General features: G+C 65.6%; 16 protein-coding genes. 6 read left to right on the plus strand and 10 right to left on the minus strand.

The genetic code is table 11. The features are described from left to right. Positions 1-21 precede the first annotated feature (21 nt). From ACU8YE_RS20995 to ACU8YE_RS21015, 5 genes are all read right to left on the minus strand, one after another. Positions 22-489 (minus strand): universal stress protein, encoded by a 468-nt coding sequence (locus ACU8YE_RS20995; protein WP_322018059.1) that lies wholly within the window; start codon positions 487-489, stop codon positions 22-24. A gap of 91 nt (positions 490-580) precedes the next feature. Further along, positions 581-1,480, minus strand: coding sequence for a LysR family transcriptional regulator (locus ACU8YE_RS21000; protein WP_446929512.1), 900 nt, complete (start codon positions 1,478-1,480; stop codon positions 581-583). Positions 1,481-1,506: 26 nt separating this feature from the next. Then, the gene (locus tag ACU8YE_RS21005; protein WP_260803328.1) at positions 1,507-1,827 is read right to left on the minus strand and encodes an AtuA-related protein; all 321 of its coding nucleotides are present in this window, start codon (positions 1,825-1,827) and stop codon (positions 1,507-1,509) included. A gap of 1 nt (position 1,828) precedes the next feature. Continuing rightward, on the minus strand, positions 1,829-3,184 hold the full coding sequence (locus tag ACU8YE_RS21010) for an acyclic terpene utilization AtuA family protein (protein WP_446929513.1): 1,356 nt from the start codon (positions 3,182-3,184) through the stop codon (positions 1,829-1,831). 4 nt (positions 3,185-3,188) lie between these two features. Next, positions 3,189-4,487, minus strand: coding sequence for a CitMHS family transporter (locus ACU8YE_RS21015; protein ID WP_446929514.1), 1,299 nt, complete (start codon positions 4,485-4,487; stop codon positions 3,189-3,191). Between the two features lie 198 nt (positions 4,488-4,685). Between ACU8YE_RS21015 and ACU8YE_RS21020 the strand changes: the two genes are divergently transcribed. Together ACU8YE_RS21020 and ACU8YE_RS21025 are read left to right on the plus strand one after the other, a co-directional pair. Beyond that, positions 4,686-5,234, plus strand: a complete 549-nt coding sequence (locus tag ACU8YE_RS21020) for an RBBP9/YdeN family alpha/beta hydrolase (protein ID WP_316871901.1) — start codon at positions 4,686-4,688, stop codon at positions 5,232-5,234. Between the two features lie 56 nt (positions 5,235-5,290). Continuing rightward, positions 5,291-7,657 carry a heavy metal translocating P-type ATPase gene (locus ACU8YE_RS21025; RefSeq protein ID WP_446929515.1) on the plus strand — a complete coding sequence of 789 codons (2,367 nt, stop codon included), beginning with the start codon at positions 5,291-5,293 and terminating at the stop codon, positions 7,655-7,657. 25 nt (positions 7,658-7,682) lie between these two features. Here ACU8YE_RS21025 and ACU8YE_RS21030 read toward each other — a convergent pair whose 3' ends face one another. The 4 genes from ACU8YE_RS21030 to leuA all read right to left on the minus strand — a co-directional run bounded on the left by ACU8YE_RS21030 (position 7,683) and on the right by leuA (position 12,122). Beyond that, complete coding sequence (locus tag ACU8YE_RS21030) at positions 7,683-9,314, minus strand: mucoidy inhibitor MuiA family protein (protein ID WP_446929516.1); 1,632 nt, start codon at positions 9,312-9,314, stop codon at positions 7,683-7,685. 87 nt (positions 9,315-9,401) lie between these two features. Beyond that, complete coding sequence (cadR, locus tag ACU8YE_RS21035) at positions 9,402-9,878, minus strand: Cd(II)/Pb(II)-responsive transcriptional regulator (protein ID WP_446929517.1); 477 nt, start codon at positions 9,876-9,878, stop codon at positions 9,402-9,404. A gap of 17 nt (positions 9,879-9,895) precedes the next feature. Then, positions 9,896-10,282 (minus strand): four-helix bundle copper-binding protein, encoded by a 387-nt coding sequence (locus tag ACU8YE_RS21040; protein ID WP_446929518.1) that lies wholly within the window; start codon positions 10,280-10,282, stop codon positions 9,896-9,898. Positions 10,283-10,409: 127 nt separating this feature from the next. Next, positions 10,410-12,122 (minus strand): 2-isopropylmalate synthase, encoded by a 1,713-nt coding sequence (leuA, locus tag ACU8YE_RS21045; protein ID WP_446929519.1) that lies wholly within the window; start codon positions 12,120-12,122, stop codon positions 10,410-10,412. A gap of 627 nt (positions 12,123-12,749) precedes the next feature. Between leuA and ACU8YE_RS21050 the strand changes: the two genes are divergently transcribed. From ACU8YE_RS21050 to ACU8YE_RS21065, 4 genes are all read left to right on the plus strand, one after another. After that, the gene (locus ACU8YE_RS21050) at positions 12,750-13,208 is read left to right on the plus strand and encodes a (2Fe-2S)-binding protein (protein WP_004631388.1); all 459 of its coding nucleotides are present in this window, start codon (positions 12,750-12,752) and stop codon (positions 13,206-13,208) included. Between the two features lie 20 nt (positions 13,209-13,228). Continuing rightward, the gene (locus tag ACU8YE_RS21055) at positions 13,229-15,472 is read left to right on the plus strand and encodes a molybdopterin cofactor-binding domain-containing protein (protein WP_446929520.1); all 2,244 of its coding nucleotides are present in this window, start codon (positions 13,229-13,231) and stop codon (positions 15,470-15,472) included. Between the two features lie 142 nt (positions 15,473-15,614). Further along, on the plus strand, positions 15,615-16,049 hold the full coding sequence (locus ACU8YE_RS21060; protein ID WP_232039017.1) for an organic hydroperoxide resistance protein: 435 nt from the start codon (positions 15,615-15,617) through the stop codon (positions 16,047-16,049). Further along, positions 16,049-16,645: a nucleotidyltransferase family protein gene (locus ACU8YE_RS21065; RefSeq protein ID WP_446929521.1), complete on the plus strand. Its 597-nt coding sequence runs from the start codon at positions 16,049-16,051 to the stop codon at positions 16,643-16,645. Before ACU8YE_RS21060 ends, ACU8YE_RS21065 begins: the two co-directional genes overlap by 1 nt. Before the next feature lie 475 nt (positions 16,646-17,120). Here ACU8YE_RS21065 and ACU8YE_RS21070 read toward each other — a convergent pair. Beyond that, positions 17,121-17,227: IS3 family transposase (locus tag ACU8YE_RS21070; RefSeq protein WP_373407738.1), on the minus strand; the 107-nt coding region annotated here is incomplete at its 5' end.

A 17,227-nucleotide genomic window follows, 5' to 3' on the forward strand; every position in this document is an offset into this window, starting at 1 on the left:
ACCCTTCGACTTCAGTCGTTGTCAGCCGGCAGCGTTCTGGGGGTGCGGTGCACGTACCACGATGACGGTGCGGTGCGACAGGCGCGCCGTGCGCTCGGCCACACTGCCCAGCAGAAGGCGCGCGAGCCCGTGCTTGCCGTGCGAGCCCACCACGATGGTGTCGGCCTGCCACCGCTCGGCCTCGTGCTCGAGCGCGAGGCCGATGTCGTCGTCGGTGGAGTCAAGCATCAGCACGCCAGTTTCAGCAGCGGTGCCGTCAGCGTCGAACAGGCGCTGCAATTCGACCAGCGATGCGCTGGCCGTGCGGTGGGCCTCTTCACGCAACTTGTCGACGCTGTAGATTTCGCGCGACTCCGGCATGGCCGGCGAGCCGATCGCCCAGACGACCCGGACCCGGCCGTTGAATGCGCGGGCAAGGGCGGCGGCTTCCTCCACCGCCAAGTGGGATTCATGGGTGCCGTCGAAGGCAGCAAGAATGCGTTGATGCATGGGGGCGCTCCGCAGAATCGGAATGGGAATGCCTCACTGTAGCAGCGCAGGTGGGCGATGCTGCACCCGGATGTGCCCGGGTTGCGCCGCATCAAACAGACGCCGTCGTGTGCGCTGGGTGCGCCAGCAGCAAGTCGAGCAGCCCTTGCGCCGCCACCGACAGGCTGCGCCGGTCGCGTCGGATGACATACAGCGTACGCACGAGCCCAGGCAGCGGCAGCGGCCGCACCACCAACTCCGGCAGGCGGAACTGGAACAGCGCCAGCGCAGGAATGACGGTGATGCCCAGGTTGGCCGCCACCAGCGCCGCCGCAGTGGCCAGGTGTTCGACTTCCATGCCGCTGCGCAGCTTGGTCGGGTGGAGCGCCGCATCCAGGTATTGCCGGATGCTCGTGTTGCGTGCGAGGTGGATGAACGGCGTGTCGACGAGGTCGCCCACGGCCAGCGCCGGCTTGCGCGCCAGCGGGTGATCCTGGTGGCAGACGAGGTGGAAGTCGTCGGTGCAGAACGGTTGCGCGGTCAGGCCCGCCATGTCGGCGCCCATGGCCGCAATGGCGAAGTCCGCTGACCCGCGCCGGACCATGTCGATGCACGGGTCCGACAGTTGATCGTGCAGCGCCAGTTGAATGCCCGGATGCTGTGCAGAGAACGCGGCCAGCACGCCCGGCAGAATGCCCGCCGCGATTGACGGCAAGGCGGCCACCGTTACGCGCCCCGTGCGGGCTGCGGCGCGATCGCGCAGCTCGGAAAACGTCGCCTCGAAATCGGCCAGCAGCCGCAGCGCGGATTCCGCAAAGGCTTCGCCCTCGGGCGTCAGTTCAACATGGCGCGTATTGCGGTCGAACAGGCGCACGCCTGCGTCGGCCTCCAGGTTCTGGATCAGCGCGCTGAAGGCCGATTGCGACAAGTGGCACGTCTGTGCCGCCTGCGTGAAGTTCTTGTGCTCGCGTAGCGCGGCAAAGGCGCGGAGCTGCTTGACGGAAAGGTTCATGGCGATGGCGGGCGTGGTGCGCCAGCTTAGCCCGGAATCTCCAGCGTGAGCAGCGCGCTTGCGAGCGATTTGCCATGCGCATCCAGCGCCAGCGAGCGTGTCACTCCGCCGGCCAGGGCGCCGTGCAGCACGAAGTTGAGCGCGCCCAACTGCGGCAGCACGTAGCGCTCGACATCGCCGCGGACGAGTTCAGCGAAATGCGCGCGCACGCGCTCGGCCGTCACGTGTTGTTCGAGCACGGCGAAGTCTTCGGCGCATTCCGGACGAAGTGCGATGACGGAGATGCACGAGATGTCGCCCTTGTCGCCGGCGCGGGTGTGGGCGAGGTCGCGGAGGGTGCGGGGCATGTCAGCTCTCCAGAATGTGCACGGCGTGCGGGGCAAGTTCAGCGGGAATCAAAGTCGAGGCGACCGCGATGATCTCGCGCGCGCTCTTGGTCGCGCCGCCGCCGCCGGACGGGCCGCACGTCAGCAGGGTTTCGACTTCGTTGCCGATGCGCATGGCTTCGGCCATCGATTCGGTGCGCGCGGCCACGCGCACGCGGACTTCGTACGGTTCGGCATCGGTGCGGGAAAGGGCTGCACCGTGCAGCGCATCCACGCCGATCAGCTCGAAGCGCGCCTCCGTCGTCTGCACGCCGGTCAGCGCCAACCGCTCGCGCACGATGTCGAGCGCCAGCTTGCCGCGGGCCACCGCATTGGGGCCGGCATAGCTGATCTGACCTTCGCCGATATAGCTGTCGAGATAGCCGATCGAAACCTTCAACTGGCCCGTGCGCGGTGTGCCGGTGGCGCCTTCAATGACGACGCGGTCTTTGCCGTCGGCGTGCATGCGCACGTTGGAGAAGTCCGCCACCACGTCAGGCGTGAGGTACCGCGCAGGGTCATGGATCTCGTACAGCAACTGCTCCTTGCACGTGGCTTCGGTGACGAGGCCGCCGGCCGAGGCGACCTTGGTGATCAGCACCGAGCCGTCTTCGCCCACTTCGCCAATGGGAAAGCCCAGTCGTGCGAGATCGGGTACGTCCTTGATGCCGGGGTCGGCAAAGTAGCCGCCGGTGATTTGCCCCGCGCATTCGAGCAAATGCCCGGCAAGCGTGCCGCAGCCCAGGCGGTGCCAATCGTCCATGCGCCATCCAAAGGCGTGGATGAGCGGCCCGAGCGCGAGCGCCGGATCGGCCACGCGCCCGGTGATGACGACGTCCGCGCCTTGCGCCAGCGCATCGACAACGCCTTGCGCACCGAGATACGCATTGGCTGACACCATGCGCGCGTGCAGCGATGTGACCGGTGCGCCGCCATCCATCAGCGTGAAGTCCTGGCCGCGGGCTTGCAGAAGGTCGAACACATCGTCGCCGGTCACGGCCGCCACGCGCAGCTTCAGGCCCAGCTCGCGGGCGATGTCGCGCGTGCGCTCCGCCGCCGCCTGCGGGTTGGCCGCGCCCATGTTGGTGACGATGCGGATACCGCGTGCCGCGCATGCCGGCAGCACGGCACGCATGCGCGCTTCGAGCAGCGGGTCGTAGCCGTGCGATGGGTCTTTGCGGCGCACCTGCTGCGCCAGCGCGATGGTGCGCTCGGCCAGGCACTCGAACATCAGTACGTCGATGTCGCCGTGCTCTGCGAGTTCCAGCGCCGGTTCGATGCGGTCGCCCGAATAACCGGCGCCGCCGCCGATGCGGAGTGTTTTCAACGCGGTCTGCATGCCATCACCACGGAAGCACGCCCAGCACCACGGCCACTGCGGTCATCAGCAGCGAGGCACCGAACAGGAAGGGGATCGAAAATTTCTGGTGGTCGGCCAGCTCGATGCCGCACAGGCCCACCACGAGGAAGGTCGCCGGCGTGAGCGGGCTGACCGGGAAACCGGTAGTCATCTGGCCAAGCACGGCGGCCTGCGCCACATGCACCGGCGCAACCCCCAGCATCTTCGAGGCTTCTGCCACAACCGGCAGCACACCGAAGTAGAACGAATCCGGATCGAACAACAGCGACAGCGGCATCGACAGCACCCCCAGCACCACCGGAATGTGGTGTGCCATGCCGGGCGGAATGAAGTCGACCGCCGTCTTCGCCATCGCCGTGAGCATGCCGGACTTGCTCATGATGCCGGTGAACACGCCTGCGGCCAGCAGAATGCTCGCCATCATCAACGCGGCCTTGGCGTGGGCGTCCACCCGCTGGCGCTGCTGATCGACATTCGGGTAGTTGATCAGCAGCGCGGCCACCACGCCCAGCATGAACATCACCACCGGGTCGACCTTGCCGCTCACCATCACGCCCATCACAACGACGGTGAGGATGAGGTTGATCCAGAAATTGCGCGGGCGGCGCAGCGCTTGTTCCGCATCTGACAGCGGGCGTGCAACGACTTGCGCGCCACCAGCGTGGTTGGTGAGGCCCAGGCGTTTTTCTTCACGCTTGCCCAGCAGCCATGCGCACGCAAACACAAAAACGAGCCCCGCAATCTGCACCGGCATCAGCGGGTTGAAGATGTCCGTGACGGGCATGTGCAGGGATGCGGATGCGCGGATCATCGGCCCGGTCCACGGAAGGAAGTTTACGCCGCAGGCCATTGACGTCACGCACGCCAGGATGCGGCGGTCCATGCCCAGCCGGTCATACAGCGGCAGCATGGCCGGAATGGTGATCAGAAACGCCACCGCGCCCGAGCCGTCCAGGTGAATCAGCAGGGCCAGCAGCGCCGAGCCCACCACGATGCGCGGCGGGCGGCTGCCCACAGTGCGCAGGATGCGGTCGATGATCGGGTCCAGCATGCCGGCGTCAGTGACGATGCCGAAGTACAGGATGGCGAAGATGAACATCCCCGCCACGGGCGCGACGTCCTTGATGCCGCCGATGATGAACTTGCTGGTGTTGAGCCCGAAGCCGCCCACAATCGCGGCGATGACGGGAATGGCGATGAGCGCGACCAGCGGTGACATGCGCTTCGTCAGGATGACGACAAACAGCGCCACGATGGTCAGCAGCCCGAGCAGTGCGAGCATGGTCTCCTCCGAGTTTTTTGGATTCGGAATCCCTGTTGGCGGGATTTAGGAGCGACTGTAGAAGTTGGCGATCTGCCTGTGAAACAGAATATTTGGATCGATTGTGCGGACTTGCCGATGAGTGGTGCCTACGCCGCCTGCCAAATCGCGGCAGAATGTCTCGCATTCCCCATCTGCCTATCCAACGCCGGAGCCCCCGTGAGCGCTACCCCGACCGTCCTGATCCTGCCCGGCTGGCAGAACTCCGGCCCCGAGCATTGGCAATCGCGCTGGGAACGCCTGCATGGTGACCGCCGTGTTCAACAGCGCGACTGGTTTGCCCCGAAGCGTGCGGATTGGGTGGCCGCGCTGGAAGCCGAAGTCAGCGCGGCGCCTGGCGATGTCGTATTGGTGGCGCACAGCCTCGGCTGCGTGCTGACGGCACATTGGGCGGCCACTTCAGCTCGTGCGGTGCGCGTGCGCGGCGCCTTGCTGGTCGCACCGCCGCAGATTGATCGCGCCGACATGCCGCCGGAGCTGGCCGACTTCCGGCCCATTCCGCAACAGCGTTTGCCATTTCCCGCTGTGCTCGTCTTCAGCACCGATGATCCGTTCAGTGACGCAGCCTGGAGCGATGGCCAGGCCGAAGTGTGGGGAGCCGAGCCCGTCAACCTCGGCGCGCGCGGCCATATCAATGCCGAATCGGGGCTGGGCGATTGGCCGGAAGCCCGTGCCATCGTCACCAAGTGGATGAAAGACCTCATCTGACGCCACGGGAACATGGGGCTTGACCCTGAAGCTTCTTCAGGGTTTTGAATGGAGGCATGAAACCCGATCTCGCCTCCACCCTGCCTGTCCACGACCACGCCAAGCCGGAAGCCTCCGGCTGTGGCGGTTGCTGCGGTCATGGGCAACCGGTCGCAAGGGACACCGCTCAACATGCGCATGATCATGAGCACGACCACCACGATCATGACCACGGCCACGCGCCCGAAGCCGCTGCCCCCGTCGATGCCGAAGCGCGCGCAGCCGCCACCGGCCGCACCGTCGTGCGCATCGAGCTGATGGATTGCCCAACCGAAGAGCGCATGATCCGCGCCAAGCTGGGCAATGCGGAGGGCGTTGTCGCGCTGGATTTCAATTTGCTGGAGCGTCATCTCACCATCCACCACACCGTTGACGATGTCGCGCCCTTCCTGGAAGCGCTGCGCGCCATCGGCATGGACGGCGAGGTGCTTGAGCAGCGCGATCGCCTGGCTGCAACACCTGCTGAGCCGACGCGCATCTCGCGCCGCACCTGGCTGCTCGGCATCGGTGGCGTGACCGCATTCGGCGCCGAGGCCATCGCCTGGTCGCTCGGTGATCACGCATGGCCGGTACTGGCGCTGGCGCTTGCTTCTATTGCACTGGCCGGCGGCCCGACGCTGCGCAAGGGCTGGATTGCCGTGCGCGCGCTCACGTTCAACATCAACTTCCTGATGGCGGTGGCCGTCATCGGCGCGCTGCTGATCGGCAAGTGGGCCGAAGCGGCCATGGTGATCTTCCTGTTTGCCGTGGCAGAAGCCATCGAAGCGCGCGCGCTGGTGCGTGCCCGCGATGCCGTGCGCGCGCTGACGGCCATCGCGCCGGACACCGCCGAGTTAGCCGATGGGGCGGGCGGCTGGCGCGATGTGGCGGTCGACAGCGTTGCCGTTGGCGCTCGCCTGCGTGTGCGCACCGGCAGCCGCGTGCCTGTCGACGCGCGCATCGTGAGCGGCCGCGCCGCGCTGGACGAATCGCCCGTCACGGGCGAAAGCCTGCCGGTGGAAAAAACCGTTGGCGACTCCATCCTCGCCGGCACCATCGTCACCAACGGCGTTGTCGAGGCGCAAGCCACGGCGGTGGCTGCGGACAGCACGCTGGCGCGTATCGCCGGGGCTATCCAGCAAGCGCAATCGCAGCGCGCGCCCACGCAGCGCTTTGTCGACAAATTCTCTTCCATCTATACGCCCGCGATGATGTTGCTGGCGTTGGCGGTGGCCGTCATCGGCCCGCTGGTCACGGCCGACGGTTGGCTGGCGTGGACGTATCGCGCGCTGGTGTTGCTGGTGATCGCCTGCCCGTGCGCGCTGGTGATCTCCACGCCCGTCACGGTCGTCAGCGGCCTGGCCGCCGCCGCGCGCCGCGGCATCGTCGTGAAGGGCGGTGTGTATCTGGAAAGCGGCCGGCGCCTGCGCGCGTTGGCGCTGGACAAGACCGGTACGCTCACTGCCGGCCGCCCGGTGCTGGATACGGTGATGCTGCCCGACGGCGCACGCCGCGCCGTCGCGGATTTGAACGCCGCAACCGACGCGACGCAGTTGCAAGCATTGGCAGTGGCCGCGGCGCTCGATGCCAACACCACGCACCCGATTGCCGTGGCCATCGTGCAGGCCGCTGCGGCGCACAGCGCGGTCGATGCGAATTCGGTGGAAGACCTGTCGGTCCTGCCGGGCCGTGGTGTGGCGGGCACGCTCAATGGCGTGCGTTGGCATCTGGGCAACGCGGCGCTTGTTGCAGAGCGTGGCTTCGACACGTCCGACTGGCGCGCCGCAGCCGAGTCGCTGCAAGCCGAAGGCATGTCTGCCGTCACGCTGTGCGATGCGAACGGCGCAGTTGCGCTCTTTGGCGTGCGAGATCGCGAGCGCCCCGAAAGCGCCGAAGCCATCGCTGCTTTGCGCGCACTGGACGTGACGCCCGTCATGCTCACCGGCGACGATCGCCGCGCTGCGCAGGCCATCGCCAAGACGGTCGGCATCGACAACGTGCACGCAGAACAGCTACCCGCCGATAAGCAACGCGTGGTGGGCGAGCTGGCCGCACAGCACGGCTTTGTCGGCATGGTCGGCGACGGCATCAACGACGCCCCGGCGCTGGCGCGCGCCGACATCGGTTTCGCCATGGGCGCAGCCGGTACCGCCACCGCGCTGGAAGCCGCCGACGTGGCCATCATGGACGACGACCCGCGCAAGCTCGCCAGCTTCATCCGCATCAGCCGTCGCACGGTGGCCGTGCTGCGTCAGAACATCGTGCTGGCGCTGGGCATCAAGGCAGTGTTTCTCGCGTTGGCCGTGATGGGCGAGGCCACGTTGTGGATGGCGATCTTTGCCGACGTGGGCGCGAGCCTGCTGGTGGTGTTCAACGGCCTGCGGGTGATGCGCACGCACGCCTGATTGGCCGGCGCGCGCGGCAACGCGATCAGCGCAAGCCGGTAATGCGCGCGTCTTTCGGATAGGTGATCTGGTAGTCGGCGGAGAAACGTGCGCTTTCGCCGGCCGGAATCGTCTGCTCCCACGCGATCACGCCAGGGCGGCGTTCCCAGTTGCGCTTGGCGGGTTCGGGCGAGAAGGTCGAGCGCACCTTGATATCGTCGGACTGGCTGACCGGCGTGGCTTCCAGGATCTGCACGTCGATCGCGTCGCGGTGTCGGTTACGTACCGTGTACAGCGCCGCCAATTGGCGCTCGTTGCGGTTGTCGAGCAGGCCCACACTGCGCTGGAAGGTCTTCGGCGCTTCCACCACCACGTTCACGAGATCGTCGCGCCCAAAGGGCAGCGTGACTTTCTGGTCTTCTCCTGCCGGATTCCACTGCGTGCTGCCAACCACTGCGCCATCACGGCGCAACTGCATGTTGCCGGCGGGCCAAATGCCTTGGGGGCGGTCCACCGTGGCGATCAGGTAGGCGGTGGCGTCCATGCGCGGCGTGCTTCGCGCGGCCAGCTTGGCGGGCAGCGTTTCGCTCGCCAGCGTGAGCGTGATCTTCTGAGCGTCGGAGGGCAGCTCGGCAGCGCCCGGCACGTCGAACTCGGTGGCGAAGGCGGTCTGGACGGCGTTCACTTCGAACAGCGGTTCGCTATCGGCCTCGCGTTGCTCGTTGTTTCGGCCGATTCTGGCCTTCGGCGCGGGCGCCATCGCGGCTGCGGGTGCGGCCGGGTAGGGCAGGGTTTGCGGTGGCGGTTGGATGTCCAATTGCCACGCATACGGTTCCGGCCCGCGCGGCGTGTTGCGCGGCTGGCCGGTCGATAGGCGCAGATGCACGCCCCGCCAGTCCTCGCCGGTGGATTGCGCAAGCGTGGCTTGCCGTTCGACAACGACATTCGAACGCACTGAATCGACACTCGCCTGATAGGCCGGCCGCCAGCCTGCACGCGACGTCTGATAGCTGACGCGCAACTCACCGCCGCGCGGTGCCGCCACGGCAATGCGCACCGTGCGCAGCGTGCTCGACGCCGAGCCATGCGTGCGTTGCAGCGCGTCGAGTTGCGCCTTCAATTCAGCGTCGCGCTTCTTCAGTTGTTCCTGGCGGGTAAAGACGTCTTGCGCGTTACGTGCCAGCGCGTCGGTCGCGCGGCCCAGCGTTGAAAAATCGGTGGCCGGTGCGCGGCCATCGCCGCCCGTGCGCTCGCTCACGGCCTTCAGGTAGCTGGCCGACAACGCATTCGCCTGGATCTGCACGCCAAGTGCGGCGCGCTGGTCTTCCAGCGTGCGGATTTGCGTGTCCAGCGCCGTTCTCGCACAGCCACTGCCTTCGCTGGGAACGCTCTCCACGCGCACATCGCCCACGCGGATGCTGCTGTCGCCTTCCACGCGGAGGCTGTCTGCGTCGAACGTCATTGGCAGGCAGGTCAGTTCTACGCTGCGGGCGCCTGCGGCCACCGTGGCCGTGCGCACGACGGTGGCGCTATCCGGATACAACGTGACATCGGTGATGCGCGAAGGCGTCGCTGCCTGCGCCGTGACAGCCGCGGCAGACGCGATGGCGCCAAGCGCTGCGCATGCCACGCGTTGTTGATGCTGGAATCGTGTTGCCGCAGCCGGTTTCGTCTTCATCCGCCTCACCCACGTGTCGTGAAATGCGGCGAGTATCGCACGTCAAGGCGCACGTCAAAGTGACGTGCCAGGCAGGGGAAAGACAGCTCAGCGATGCACGCCGCGAATATGCCGATGCGCGTGTTCGCCCTCGCCATGTTCATGGCTGTGGCCGTGATGATTGGCGGCGACGGGCTCTTCGTGCAGCGATTGCAGCACGCCGCACTCAGCCACCGAAGCGGCCGTCGTGCAGCGCTGCCCGATCGCCTCGATCTGGCCTTTGAGGTCGGTCAGCTCGGCAATGCGCGCTTCAACGTGACGCAGGTGTTCGTCCAGCAGGTTGTTGATCTCTTCGCACGACGCCTGCGGGTTGGTCTGCAGTTCGAGCAGGCGGCGGATTTCCGTATGCGCCATGTCGAGCGACCGGCACTTCGCAATGAAGGCCAACTGCTCGACATGCTCGGGTGTGTAGACGCGGTAGTTGTTGGCGGCGCGCGCAGCCGGAGGCAGCAGGCCCTGCGCTTCATAGAAGCGGATGGTCTCGATGCTGATGCCCGTACGCTGGGCGAGTTCGCCAATTTTCATACGCGTTGAAAAAAGAATCAGAAAACAGTCGGCTCCGCGGTGACCGCTTCGACGCCAGCGACTTTCAGGCAGGCGTCCATGCAGGCGCGGCAGGCCGTTGCGCAGGCGCTGCAATGGCCTTGGCCGTGATGATCGCATTCTTCCGCGCATTGGGAGCAGATCTCGGCGCAGTCTTCGAGAAGCAGGTCTGCGAATTCGCTGTTGCGCTCCAGGAATTTGCGCGTGAGGGCACAGTATTCCGCGCAATCCGTGCACACGCTGATGCAGCGGGCCATGGTTTCGGCGTGGCCATTCTTGCCGCATTCCGTCGCGCAATGAGTGCAAGCGGCCTCGCATGCCTGCAGCGCCTGGATCACACTGGCAAAACGCTTGGCATTCTCTTTCGCGGTCGGACGAGTGGTCATGTCGGTTCTCCTGTGGCAGTGGATGTGCACGCGGGCGCGCTTGGAAAGGGATGAGCCCGGGCGCGGCCCGAGACTCATCTTTCCAATTTAGCAACTCGCGCTCCACTGTGTGAGCCCGACTTGTGCGTTACACCGCTTGCACCTCGCTTTTGCCGCTGCGCAGCATGCCGCTACCGGCGCGTGCGATCAGGCGATTGACCCCGCCCACCACGGCGCGAATCGATGCCGTTGTCAGGTTGGCATCCACGCCCACACCGAATACGCTGCCCGCCACGTCCGGTGCAGCCATTTCTGCAAATGCGATGGCATCGGCATTGGCGCCCTGGCCCAGCGCACGTTCTTCGTAATGATGGATCGACACGGGGGACGCCAGCACGTGCGACAGCGCATGCACCAGCGCATCCAGCGGCCCGTTGCCGGTACCTTCGCAGATGTGCTCGCGGTCAGCGATGTTGACCACCAGGCGGATGTGCTGGCTGCCGTCATCGCGCTCGGTCAGACGGTGCGATACGTAGCCGATCGCGCCGTCGCCACGCAGATAGGTCTGCTGGAACAGTGCCCAGATGTCGGCACCCGTGGCTTCGCGGCCGCTCTCATCGGTCAACTGCTGCACGGTGCTGCTGAATTCCACCTGCAGGCGGCGCGGCATGGCCACGCCGTAGCCGGATTCCAGCAGATAGGCGATGCCGCCCTTGCCCGACTGGCTGTTCACGCGAATGATCGAGTCATACGTGCGGCCCACGTCGGCCGGGTCGATCGGCAGGTAGGGCATTTCCCACAGCGCATCGGGCTTCTGCACCGCAAAGCCCTTCTTGATGGCGTCCTGGTGCGAGCCCGAGAACGCCGTGAACACCAGGTCGCCCACGTACGGGTGACGCGGATGCACCGGCAGCTGCGTGCAGTCTTCGCAGGTCCGTGCCACGTCATTGATGTGCGAGAAATCCAACTCCGGATCCACGCCCTGCGAATACAGGTTCAACGCCAGCGTGACGATGTCCACGTTGCCGGTGCGCTCTCCGTTGCCGAACAGGCAACCTTCCACGCGATCGGCGCCGGCCATCACGGCCAGTTCAGCCGCTGCCACGGCAGTGCCGCGGTCATTGTGCGGATGCACGGAGAGGATGATCGAATCGCGGCGCGCCAGGTTGCGATGCATCCATTCGATCTGGTCTGCGTAGATGTTTGGCGTGGCCATCTCCACCGTGGCCGGCAGGTTGAAGATGATCTTGTGCTCGGGCGTCGGCTCCCAGACCTCGGTCACCGCGTTGCACACCTCCAGCGCGAAATCCAGTTCGGTGCCGCTGAAGACTTCGGGGCTGTATTGGTACGTCCACTGCGTCTCGGGCATCGTCTGAGCAATCTCGCGGATCAGCTTGGCGCTTTGCACGGCAATGCGCTTGACGCCCTCGCGGTCGGTGTTGAACACCGTGCGGCGGAACACCGGCGCGGTTGCGTTGTAGACGTGGATGATGGCGCGTTTGGCACCGCGCAGCGATTCCATCGTGCGGCGGATCAGGTCTTCGCGTGCCTGCGTGAGCACTTCGATGGCCACGCCGTCGGGGATGTGTCCACCCTCGATCAGCTCGCGCACAAAATCAAAATCGGTTTGAGAGGCGGCGGGGAAAGCGGCTTCGATTTCCTTGAAACCGATCTGCACGAGCATCTTGAACATGCGCATCTTGCGCTCGGCGTTCATGGGCTCGAACAAGGCCTGATTGCCATCGCGCAGGTCCGTGCTCATCCAGATCGGGGCACGGGTGATCGTCTTGTTGGGCCAAGTACGATCGGCGAGGGCGATGGCGGGGAAGGGGCGGTACTTGGTGGCAGGGTTCTTCAACATGGTGAGTGCGTCCTGTGAGATCGAGATCGGTTTCGTACAACGGGGACGGCCGCGCGGGCGGCGTCCGGGGTGGCCGGAATCGGGTTCGGGATGTGGCGGCCAGACAGCCACGGGCGCGTGGTCTGGCAACCGGTCGGTAGTCGTAGCGAAAGCGGGATCGAGGCGGGCATGAGAGGCTCCAACGATTCGGCGCACGGACTGCGCCACACACAAGGCCCGTCGCCGCTTAGGGCACGGACCGGTCAAACACCGGAACGAGGGGGGAAGAGAGGTCTACGCGCTTACACGCGTAGTAGAGAAGCGGATAGCAGACCGCGCACGCACAGGAGGGTGCGGGCAGGAGCGGTTTGGAGGGTGGTCTGCTGAGAATGCATTTGGCGATAGTGATGGGGAAGGCCGGGGGCTGTCAAGTTGCTTTGGCGGATAGAGGTCGGTTTTTTGGGGCAGATGAAACACCAGATCCAAAGCCGACGAAAACGTGTGCTACCCGCCAGAAGCCATGTGACGTGGGCGCCAGCAGAACCCATCCGAACCTGCTTTAATACACCCCGTCCATGCCGCCAGCCCGCTATGTCAAGGGCTTTATAACGGCAAGACCCCCTCACGCCCCACAAGGAGAATCCCCCAATGGTCACGTTGAACATCAACGGCAAACCAGTGGAAGTTGATGCTGATCCGTCGACGCCGCTGCTCTGGGCGCTGCGCGACAACCTCGGTCTGACTGGCACGAAATTCGGTTGCGGTGTTGCATCGTGCGGCGCCTGCACGGTGCACCTGAACGGCCAGCCCACGCGCAGCTGCGTGCTGCCGATCTCTGCGGTGGCCGGCCAGCAGATCACCACGTCTGAACATATCGCCGATGACAAGGTCGGCAAGGCCGTGCTCGACGCCTGGGTCAAGCACGACGTGGCGCAATGCGGCTACTGCCAGAGCGGCCAGATGATGAGCGCGGTGGGTTTGCTGCGCACCAAGAAGAAGCCGACCGACGCCGATATCGACAGCGCGATGGCCGGCAACCTGTGCCGTTGCGCAACGTACCAACGCATTCGCGCGGCCATTCACGACGCAGCGAAATCGCTGGCCTGAACCCCACCGGAGAATTCACGATGCGTATTCGAAATCTTGAAGCGCTGGCCGGTGGCGGCGCGCAACATCAACCGGCGTCTGCGGATGCCGGGTCGGCCACGTTTGATCGCCGCAGCTTTCTGAAACTCACGACGCTGGCGGGCGGCGGTCTGGCGCTGGGTGTGGCGCCGATGCTGGCCGGAGCGCAGGACGCCAAGGCCAAGCCGCCCTCGCCGCCGCAGGCGTTCATCATCATTGCGCCGGACAACACTGTCACCGTGGCGGTCAACCGGCTCGAGTTCGGTCAGGGCGTGCACACGGCATTGCCGATGGCGCTGGCCGAAGAACTCGACGTGGATTGGCGCAACGTGCGTGGCATGCTCGCGCCCGCGGGCGATCCGTACAAGGACCCGGGCTTCGGTATCCAGATGACGGGCGGCTCGACGGCGCTGAACCACTCGTTCCAGCAATACCGCGAACTGGGCGGTCGCGCGCGTGCCATGTTGATCTCGGCGGCGGCCGAGCGCTGGAAGGTCGATCCGTCCACATGCCGCACGGCCAACGGCGTGGTTACGTCGGGCAGCCACCGCGCTACGTACGGCGAGCTTGCACAGGCCGCGATGGCGCTGCCGGTGCCGGCCCAGGTCACGCTGAAGAACCCGTCGCAGTTCCGCATTGTCGGCAAGCCGACGCCGCGCCTGGATGCGCGCGCAAAGCTCGACAGCTCGCTCAAGTTTGGCCTCGACACGCGCCTGCCCAACATGAAGGTCGCCGTGCTGGCGCGCCCGCCGCGCTTTGGCGGCAAGGTGGCCAAGTACGACGCGGCGGCGGCCAAGGCGGTGAAGGGCGTGGTCGATGTGCTGCAGATTCCGACCGACCGTGGCGGCACGGGCGTGGCCGTCATTGCCGACGGATACTGGCCGGCCAAGCAGGGCCGCGATGCGCTGCAGGTCACGTGGGAAGACGCCGGCTCGACGGTGTCCACGCCGGCGTTGATGGCGGAGTACAAGAAGCTCGCCGGCCAGCCCGGCACGGTGGCCAAGGCCGCCGACATGAGCGCCATCCAATCCGCCGCAACGCGCATCCAGGCCGACTACGAATTTCCGTACCTCGCGCACGCGCCAATGGAGCCGCTGAACTGCACGATCGATCTGCAGAAAGACGGTGGCAAGACCACGGGCGCGAAGGTGTGGGTCGGCTCGCAATTCCAGACCATCGACCAGGGAGCCATCGCCAAGGTACTCGGCGTATCGCCCGAGAAGATCGAGCTGAACACGATGATGGCGGGTGGCGGCTTTGGCCGGCGCGCGATCACAACGTCGGACTACGTGGTGGAAGCCGCCAACGTGGCGAAGGCCTATGCGGCGGCCGGGCACAACGGCCCCGTCAAGGTGATCTGGAGCCGCGAAGACGACATCCGCGGCGGCTACTACCGCCCGATGCATCTGCACCGTGTCAGCGTGGGCGTGGACAACAGCGGCAAGGTCGTCGGCTGGGACCACGTGATCGTCGGTCAGTCGATCCTCAAGGGCACGCCGTTCGAAGGCTTCATGGTCAAGAACGGTGTGGACGAGACCATGGTCGAGGGCGTGGTCGAAAACGACTACGGCTTCCCGATGCAGCTGACGGTGCACCATCCGGACGTAAACGTGCCGGTGCTGTGGTGGCGTTCCGTGGGCCACACGCATACGGCGTACGTGATGGAAACGATGGTCGACGAGGTGGCGCATGCAGCCAAGCAGGACCCGGTCGCTTTCCGTCTCGCGCGCTTTACCGGCAAGGAACATGAGCGCCATCGCGCCGCACTGCAACTCGCCGTCGACAAGTCCGGCTACGGCAAGCGCAAGCTGCCCAAGGGCCAGGCCTGGGGCGTAGCGGTGCATGCGTCGTTCGAGTCGGTGGTGGCGTATGTGGTGGAGGTGTCGGTCGACCAGGGCAAGCCGCGCGTGCATCGTGTCACCGCAGGCGTGCATGCCAACCGCGTGGTCAACCCGATGGGTGCGGAAGCGCAGATCCAGGGCGCTTGCGTGTTCGGCCTGGCGATGATCCAGCCCGGCTTTGCCATCGACATCGAAAACGGTGCCACCAAGAACAGCAACTTCACCGACTTCCCGCCCGTGCGCATGCCGGACGCGCCGCCGGTGAACGTGTTCTTCGTGCCGTCGGAAGACAACCCGACCGGACTGGGCGAGCCTGGCACGCCGCCGATTGCACCGGCGGTGGCCAACGCGCTGTTCACCCTGACCGGCAAGCGTCAGCGCAAGCTGCCGTTCGATACGGTGTGATTGTCATCATCGCGTGATGAGATAGAAGCCGGCATGCAGTGATGTGTGCCGGCTTTCTTGTTCTTGCAGCCTCGTATCCCCCAGTATTGCGGACCGATTCTTGCGTCCGCGGTTGCGTTGTTCACCCCCGGAGGAGCATGTCATGGCATTGAATATTCTGTACACCGCCCACGCCAAGGCCACAGGCGGCCGCAACGGCCACACGCAAACCGAAGACGGCCAGGTCTCGCACGACCTGTCGGTGCCCAAGGCCATGGGCGGCCCCGGCAAGCCCAACACCACCACGCCCGAAGACCTCTTTGCCGCCGGCTATGCCGCTTGCTTTGGCTCGGCGTGCGACTTTGTCGCCAAGAGCATGCTCAAGCTGAATCCGAGCAATATCGAGATCCACTGCGATGTGGGGATCGGTACGCGCGATGAAGGCGGTTTCGGCTTGAAGGTGGGGCTGACCGCACGGATCAGCGGGCTGGCGCAAGCCGATGCCGAGAAGCTGGTGGCCCAGGCACATCAGGTCTGCCCGTATTCGAACGCCACGCGTAACAACGTGGAAGTCATGCTCAAGACCGAGGTGGTCTGATGCCGCAGCGGCCTGTTGTTGGTGTGTTGCTGGCCGCAGGCCGCGGCAGCCGGTTCGATGCGGCGGGCGTGGCCAACAAGCTGCTTGCCCTGCTGCCCGATGGCACCCCCGTGGCGGTACAGGCCGCGCGCCATCTGAAGCAGGCATTGAGCGACGTGGTGGCAGTGGTGCCCGCCGCTGCCACGCATGGCGCGCAGGTCGAGCAATTGGTAGCGCTCTTGGGCGAAGCAGGCTGTGAAGTCCTGCGGTGTGCCGATGCCGCACGTGGCATGGGCGCCAGCCTGGCTGCCGGTGTGGCGGCGCGCCCGCAAGCCGGCGGGTGGGTCATCGCGCTGGCCGACATGCCGTGGATTGCACCCGAGACCATCACTCAAGTTGCCAACGCACTCGACTCGCACTCTTGCGTTGCGCCCTTTCACGCGGGGCAGCGGGGCCACCCCATCGGCTTCGGCGCCGACTTCTTCGCAGGGCTGACATCGCTCGACGGCGACGAGGGCGCGCGGCGACTGATCGATCCCCACAAGCTCATCCGCATCGAGACCGATGACGCCGGCATCTTGCGCGATGTCGATACGCCGGCCGATCTGGCCCCGTGATCTAACGGGATTGACTCACAACGAGGCGCCGCCGCAGATCACGATCTGCTGACCGGTGAGATCGTCATGATCGGATTGGCCCGAAATGCTCCGGAACCCGATCACGCTGGGCGTATGTCCGTCCGATGCATGCGGCGATCGGCCATCGGCCAAGCAGATCCAGCGCTACGCGCCCCGCCGGTTGACTGCGGCTTGCCCAGCGCCGCTGTGTTGGGTGCGTGTGCCGATCTCAAACATTCGATTGCGATAGTCCGACACCGGTACGTCACCGTTAAACAGTGGTGCACGGCCCTCAGGGGTCCGGACTCGGCCCAAAAACATCCGACCCATTGAACCTCCGAGAGCCGAGCTTCGCCATCAAAGACTCGACGTCGACTCGTTCAGGCTGAAGCGCCACTGTCCGAGGGTGGGAGCCGGTTGTCAGAGGTCGAAAATTTCGAGCTCAAACATCCGAATGTGAATCGCCCCGACTTTCCTAGACACCCCCGAGCCGTTGGGAATGACGTTGTTCGAACTCTACCGGTGATAGTCCGTTGGCGCTCGAATGGCGCCGTGTTGGGTTGTAGAACATCTCGATGTAGT

Source organism: Ralstonia sp. VS2407 (genome assembly GCF_052950655.1).

Excerpts from the sequence above, each read along its gene's own strand:
- ACU8YE_RS20995 (WP_322018059.1), bottom strand. The coding sequence starts at position 489 with ATGCATCAACGCATTCTTGCTGCCTTCGACGGCACCCATGAATCCCAC.
- ACU8YE_RS21065 (WP_446929521.1), top strand. The coding sequence starts at position 16,049 with ATGCCGCAGCGGCCTGTTGTTGGTGTGTTGCTGGCCGCAGGCCGCGGC.
- ACU8YE_RS21030 (WP_446929516.1), bottom strand. The coding sequence starts at position 9,314 with ATGAAGACGAAACCGGCTGCGGCAACACGATTCCAGCATCAACAACGC.
- ACU8YE_RS21050 (WP_004631388.1), top strand. The coding sequence starts at position 12,750 with ATGGTCACGTTGAACATCAACGGCAAACCAGTGGAAGTTGATGCTGAT.
- ACU8YE_RS21015 (WP_446929514.1), bottom strand. The coding sequence starts at position 4,487 with ATGCTCGCACTGCTCGGGCTGCTGACCATCGTGGCGCTGTTTGTCGTC.
- ACU8YE_RS21005 (WP_260803328.1), bottom strand. The coding sequence starts at position 1,827 with ATGCCCCGCACCCTCCGCGACCTCGCCCACACCCGCGCCGGCGACAAG.
- ACU8YE_RS21040 (WP_446929518.1), bottom strand. The coding sequence starts at position 10,282 with ATGACCACTCGTCCGACCGCGAAAGAGAATGCCAAGCGTTTTGCCAGT.
- ACU8YE_RS21010 (WP_446929513.1), bottom strand. The coding sequence starts at position 3,184 with ATGCAGACCGCGTTGAAAACACTCCGCATCGGCGGCGGCGCCGGTTAT.
- ACU8YE_RS21055 (WP_446929520.1), top strand. The coding sequence starts at position 13,229 with ATGCGTATTCGAAATCTTGAAGCGCTGGCCGGTGGCGGCGCGCAACAT.
- ACU8YE_RS21060 (WP_232039017.1), top strand. The coding sequence starts at position 15,615 with ATGGCATTGAATATTCTGTACACCGCCCACGCCAAGGCCACAGGCGGC.
- leuA (WP_446929519.1), bottom strand. The coding sequence starts at position 12,122 with ATGTTGAAGAACCCTGCCACCAAGTACCGCCCCTTCCCCGCCATCGCC.
- ACU8YE_RS21000 (WP_446929512.1), bottom strand. The coding sequence starts at position 1,480 with ATGAACCTTTCCGTCAAGCAGCTCCGCGCCTTTGCCGCGCTACGCGAG.
- cadR (WP_446929517.1), bottom strand. The coding sequence starts at position 9,878 with ATGAAAATTGGCGAACTCGCCCAGCGTACGGGCATCAGCATCGAGACC.
- ACU8YE_RS21025 (WP_446929515.1), top strand. The coding sequence starts at position 5,291 with ATGAAACCCGATCTCGCCTCCACCCTGCCTGTCCACGACCACGCCAAG.